Source organism: Stenotrophomonas maltophilia group sp. Smal13, from assembly GCF_030236855.1.
In the GTDB taxonomy this organism is placed as follows: Bacteria; Pseudomonadota; Gammaproteobacteria; order Xanthomonadales; family Xanthomonadaceae; genus Stenotrophomonas; species Stenotrophomonas maltophilia_A.
Genome location: NZ_JASJSQ010000106.1, coordinates 11,679 through 16,587 on the forward strand (window position 1 = coordinate 11,679; position 4,909 = coordinate 16,587).

Here is a 4,909-nt window from a genome sequence, read left to right on the forward strand (position 1 = left end):
TCGTGGAGTGTGCGACCATCCTCGCGATGCCGGCATGCCCCGGCAATTACGCACTTTGAGGTAACCATGGCCTTTCCCGGTGATGTCTATGCCGCCGACTGCTCGGCGCGCGATGCGCTGGCACTGATCTCCGGCAAGTGGGTGATGCTGCTGCTGCCGGCATTGGCCGAGGGCCCGCAACGCAATGGTGCGCTGCTGCGGAAGATCGAAGGCATCTCGCAGAAGGTGCTGACCCAGACCCTGCGGCAGCTGGAGCGCAACGGCCTGATCGAGCGCTGCGATCTGGGCGGCAAGCCACTGCACGTGGAGTACCGGTTGACCGAGGTTGCGCGCAGTCTGGTAGACACCCTGACCGCGTTGGACCGTTGGGCCGAGCACAATTTCCCGGCGCTGGACGCTGCCCGCGAGCGCTTCGACGCGCGCTAGCGGCGCCTGCACGGCTGCGGGCGTACAATGCGGCCCCGGCGGCCATCCTGGCCCTGCAGACACGCGAGAACCGCCATGACCGACGCCCTGGGTGTGCCGGTGCACGACACCGACGAACACTGGATGCGCCACGCGCTGGCGCTGGCCGAGCGCGCACAACGCGAGTTCGACGAGATCCCGGTGGGTGCAGTGCTGGTCGGTGCCGACGGCCAACTGCTGGGCGAGGGCTGGAACCTCAACATCGCCTCGCATGACCCCAGCGCACACGCCGAGATCGTGGCCATGCGGGCGGGCGGAAAATTGCTGGCGAACCATCGCCTGCTTGGCAGCACGCTGTATGTGACCCTGGAGCCGTGTGCGATGTGCGCAATGGCGATCGTGCACGCGCGCGTTGCACGGTTGGTCTACGGTGCCAGCGACCCCAAGACCGGTGCCTGCGGCAGCGTGTTCGACCTCATTGGCGATGCCCGCCACAACCACCGGGTGGAGATCCACGGTGGGGTACTGGCCAAGGAAGCCAGCATGCGCCTGACCAACTATTTCCGCGCCAAGCGTGGCAAGCCGCCGCTGTTGCTGGAAGACCACGCCGGCGAGGGCTGAGGGGCGAACGGGTATGATGGGCGCCTCTTTCCATCACCGGTAGGCTGCGCGCCTGCCCAGCAACGAGGCGACACATGGCGGACAACGGCGCGGCCAATGAACGACTGATCTGGATCGACCTGGAAATGACCGGGTTGGATACCGACAACGATTCGATCATCGAGATCGCCACCGTAGTCACTGACGCCCAGCTCAACGTGCTGGCCGAAGGTCCGGAATTCGCCATCCACCATCCGCTGGAAACGCTGGAAGCGATGGACGAGTGGAACCGCAACCAGCACCGCCGTTCGGGCCTGTGGCAGCGTGTGGTGGACAGCACGGTGACCCTTGCCCAAGCTGAAGCGCAGACGGTGAATTTCCTGGCGCAGTGGATCCCGGCCGGCCTCTCGCCGATGTGCGGCAACTCCATCTGCCAGGACCGCCGCTTCCTGCACCGCCAGATGCCGCGCCTGGAGAAGTACTTCCACTACCGCAACCTGGACGTGTCCACGGTGAAGGAGCTGGCCAAGCGCTGGGCGCCGACCGTGGCCGCTGGCGTTGGCAAGAACAGCAACCACACCGCGCTGAGCGATGTGCATGACTCCATCGCCGAGCTGCGTCACTACCGCCAATTCATGGGCGCGCTGTCGGGGCTGCCGGTTGCCTGAACAACGACGCCGGGCATGGCCCGGCGCTACCGGGTGACACGCGAACTGGTAGTGCCGGCCGCTGGCCGGCAAGGCGCCGGGGGCGGTTCCCTTTCCAGCGGAAAGGGCCCTGATCCCCGCGACGAACCGTTCAACTATCCGGCGCTAAGATCAGCGCCATGAACGAGCCCATCCTGCTTCCCCGCGACATTGCCCATGACGCCCGCGACTGGTCTGACCTGCAGCGGGCGGTGGCCCTGCTGGAAGCGCCGACCCTGACCGCGCGCATGGCCAATCTGGTCGGCACGCCGCTGGAGTTCGCGGTGAAGGCGCTGCCCAGCTCGGTCTCCAACCGCATCCACGGTGCGGTGCAGGCAGCACCGTCCAGTTCGGAGCAGGCGGCGCTGTGGAGTATGGACAACACGCCCGGCAAGGGGGCATCCACCCGCTGGCACAAGCTGGCGGCAGCGACCTCCGGTGCGGTGGGTGGCGCCTTTGGTTTTGCCGCGCTGTTCATCGAGCTGCCGGTATCGACCACCATCATGATGCGTGCGGTAGCCGACGTGGCCCGTAGCGAGGGGTTCGACCTGTCCGAGTTCAGCACACGCCAGGCCTGCCTGGAGGTGTTCGCGCTGGGTGGCAACTCGCCGCGCGATGACGCCAGCGAGACCGGTTACTACCTGGCCCGTGGCTTCACCACCGATGTGATGCGCCACCTGTCGGCCGAGTTGGCCGGGCGCGTGGTGACCGGCCGCGACCTCACCCTGGGCGTGGCGCCGAAGGAAGCCGGCAAGCTGCTGGCGAAGATGGTGGAGAAGGTGGCCGCGCGCTTCGGCGTGGTGGTCACCGAGAAATTCGCCGCACAGGCGGTGCCGATCGTGGGTGCGGCCGCCGGTGCGACGTTGAACACCATGTTCACCGACTACTACCAGGACATGGCGCGCGGCCACTTCATCGTGCGCCGGCTGGAGATCAAGTACGGCGAAGACGTGGTGCGCACCTGTTATGACCGCGTGGCGCATGGCGGGGCGTTGATCGAGCCCACGCTGTAACCGGCTTCGGGGTCAGAGCCCTCTGCGTTGCAAAGGGATCCGACCCCGGTTGCGCGCGGGGTCGGATCCCGTTCCGCAGGAAGGGGCTCTGACCCCTGGCCACGCCATCCTTGCCTGCAAGGCACAACTGTTTTGCCGCGATCCGCCTGTTGCGCTGCGGCATCCATCCCCATCCTTGCGGTCACTCCCCCCGCAAGAGATCGCCGCCATGTTGTTCACCCCCCACCGCCTGGGCGCCTTGACCCTGCCCAACCGTATCGCGATGCCGCCGATGACCCGCTCGCGCGCGGCAGGCGGCAATGTTGCCACTGCCGAGATGGCTGCCTATTACGCGCAGCGGGCCAGCGCCGGCCTGATCGTCAGCGAAGGTACCCAGATCAGCCCGCAGGGCCAGGGCTATGCCTGGACCCCGGGCATCCACAGCCCGGAGCAGGTGCAGGGCTGGCGCCAGGTGACCGACGCCGTGCACGCTGCTGGTGGCCGCATCTACGCCCAGCTGTGGCATGTGGGTCGGGTCTCGCACGTAGCCCTGCAGCCCGATGGTGCCGCGCCGGTGTCGTCGTCGGCGCTGCTGGCCGAGGGGGTGAAGGTGTTTGTCGACCCCACCGGCGCAGGCCCGGAAGCGGGCGTGGGCGAGATGATCCAGCACTCGATGCCGCGCGCGCTGGCCGAGGCCGAGATTCCGGGCATCATCGCCGACTACGCGCAGGCCACCCGCAATGCGCTGGCCGCCGGCTTCGATGGCGTTGAGCTGCACGGAGCCAATGGCTACCTGATCAACCAGTTCATCGACTCGCAGGCCAACCAGCGCAGCGACGGTTATGGCGGCTCGCTGCAGAACCGGCTGCGTTTCCTGCGCGAGGTCGTGCAGGCGGTGACTGCAGTAGCCGGTGGTGACCGCGTCGGTGTTCGTCTGGCGCCGCTGACGACGCTGCGGGCGCGGTGGACGATACGCCGCAGGCTACCTACCTGGCCGCGGCGCACCTGCTGGGTGCGCTGGGCGTGGGCTACCTGCACATCGCCGAAGCCGACTGGGACGATGCACCGCTGATGCCGGTGGCGTTCAAGCAGGCGCTGCGCTTGATCTACCCGGGCACCCTGATCTACGCCGGCAAGTACACCGCCGAGCGCGCCGAGCAGGCACTGGCGGAAGGCTGGGCCGACCTGATCGGCTTCGGTCGCCCGTTCATCGCCAACCCGGACCTGCCGGAGCGCCTGCGTCTGGGGGCGGAGCTGAACCCGCCGGATCGCGCGACGTTCTTCGGCGGTGGTGCGGTCGGGTTCACCGATTACGCGACGCTGGAAGAAAGCGTCGCCGCCTGATCCTGGAGGTTGCCGGCCAGCGGCCGGCACTACCACGGTGCGCGGGGCAGGGTAGTGCCGGCCGCTGGCCGGCATTTCTGTTTGGGATCAGGGCTTGTCGCGCACCAGCGCGTCGGCCTCGACCACGCCGCCATCCTTGCCGTGCAGGTACAGGTGCATGTCCTGCTGCGGATACGGGATGTTGATGCCGGCCTTGTCGAAGCCCAGCTTGAGCTGCTCCAACAGCGTGACCTTGGTACCGAACCAGTCGGCCGACTTCACGTAGCAGCGGATGCCAAGATTGATCGCGTGCGCGCCCAGTTCGTACACCACCACGTCCGGTGCCGGCGTCTGCAACACGCGCGGGTCGGCCTTCATCAGCGCCAGCGCGGTGTCGCGCGCCAGCTGGATGTTGTCTTCATAGCCGATGCCCACCACCAGTTCGACGCGGCGGGTCGGCTCGGCGGTCAGGTTGATGATCGGCGCAGCGGTGATCAGCGTGTTCGGAATGGTGGTGTGCTGATTGTCGGCACCGGTGATGACGGTCTGGAAGATGCGCACTTCGCGCACCGTGCCGGTCTGTCCGGCCACCGTCACTACATCACCGACGCGGAACGGGCGCAGCGTCACCAGCATCACGCCCGAGGCGATGTTGGACAGCGAATCCTTCAGTGCCAGGCCTACCGCCAGGCCGGCGGTGCCAAGCACGGCCAGCAGCGGGGTGATCTGCACGCCCAGCGTGCCGATTGCCAGCACCACCACGATCACCAGCGACGCGGCGTACACCACGTTGCGCAGGAAATTGCCCAGCATCGGGTCCACGCCCATGCGCGCGGTGGCGCGTGGCATCGCATTCGACAGGCGTCGCGCCACCCACATGCCGACCAGCAGCACCACGATCGC

Annotated in this window: 5 protein-coding genes and 1 pseudogene; 5 read left to right on the forward strand and 1 reads right to left on the reverse strand. The window is 67.4% G+C overall.

Annotated elements, in window-relative coordinates:
• Nucleotides 1–66: 66 nt before the first annotated feature.
• From QRO95_RS22460 to QRO95_RS22480, 5 genes and pseudogenes are all read left to right on the forward strand, one after another.
• Entirely contained in the window at nt 67–426 is a 360-nt protein-coding gene (locus QRO95_RS22460; protein ID WP_032129513.1) for a helix-turn-helix domain-containing protein, read from the forward strand.
• Between the two features lie 75 nt (nt 427–501).
• Nucleotides 502–1,026: a tRNA adenosine(34) deaminase TadA gene (gene tadA / locus QRO95_RS22465; RefSeq protein WP_049422446.1), complete on the forward strand. Its 525-nt coding sequence runs from the start codon at nt 502–504 to the stop codon at nt 1,024–1,026.
• A gap of 74 nt (nt 1,027–1,100) precedes the next feature.
• Complete coding sequence (gene orn, locus QRO95_RS22470) at nt 1,101–1,673, forward strand: oligoribonuclease (protein ID WP_107431636.1); 573 nt, start codon at nt 1,101–1,103, stop codon at nt 1,671–1,673.
• Nucleotides 1,674–1,831: 158 nt separating this feature from the next.
• A complete protein-coding gene (locus QRO95_RS22475) occupies nt 1,832–2,704 on the forward strand; it encodes an EcsC family protein (RefSeq protein ID WP_285303511.1) in 873 nt (290 codons plus the stop codon).
• A 208-nt stretch (nt 2,705–2,912) separates the two neighbouring features.
• Nucleotides 2,913–4,027 (forward strand): annotated as a pseudogene (locus QRO95_RS22480) (alkene reductase).
• Nucleotides 4,028–4,114: 87 nt separating this feature from the next.
• Here the strand turns inward: QRO95_RS22480 and QRO95_RS22485 are convergent.
• A partial coding sequence (locus tag QRO95_RS22485; protein WP_285303512.1) for a mechanosensitive ion channel family protein occupies nt 4,115–4,909 on the reverse strand: 795 nt, incomplete at its 5' end.

Bases quoted from the DNA above. Each gene is read 5' to 3' on its own strand.
- QRO95_RS22460 (WP_032129513.1), top strand. From the start codon at position 67: ATGGCCTTTCCCGGTGATGTCTATGCCGCCGACTGCTCGGCGCGCGAT.
- tadA (WP_049422446.1), top strand. From the start codon at position 502: ATGACCGACGCCCTGGGTGTGCCGGTGCACGACACCGACGAACACTGG.
- orn (WP_107431636.1), top strand. From the start codon at position 1,101: ATGGCGGACAACGGCGCGGCCAATGAACGACTGATCTGGATCGACCTG.
- QRO95_RS22475 (WP_285303511.1), top strand. From the start codon at position 1,832: ATGAACGAGCCCATCCTGCTTCCCCGCGACATTGCCCATGACGCCCGC.